The sequence below is a fragment of the Acinetobacter chengduensis genome (assembly GCF_003664645.1).
In the GTDB taxonomy this organism is placed as follows: domain Bacteria; phylum Pseudomonadota; class Gammaproteobacteria; order Pseudomonadales; family Moraxellaceae; genus Acinetobacter; species Acinetobacter chengduensis.
Map to the genome: position 1 here is coordinate 1 of NZ_RCHC01000085.1, position 251 is coordinate 251.

Annotated in this window: 1 pseudogene; it reads left to right on the forward strand. The window is 36.7% G+C overall.

The features are described from left to right. A pseudogene (locus tag D9K81_RS18340) lies at positions 1–187 on the forward strand (DNA-binding protein); the annotation flags it as partial. Between the last annotated feature and the right edge of the window lie 64 nt (positions 188–251).

Below are 251 nucleotides of genomic sequence, written 5' to 3' on the forward strand. Positions count from 1 at the left end.
CGTTTTCACACATAGTAATGAGTTAAGAATGAAGCGGATTTTTGTTAGTTATGCTGGCGGAAAAACAGTTCGTTTAGCAAGTGACAATCCTGATAAGGTTCGGTATCCAGATGAATTCATCACCAATGAACAATTAAATGAAATCAACTTTGTTGGCCGCTTGGAATTAGCTTTGGTTAAGCCATAAAACTAGAAGGCTCTTAAAAAAGGAAAACATAATGATCGCAACACTCAATAAATCCAAGACTGCG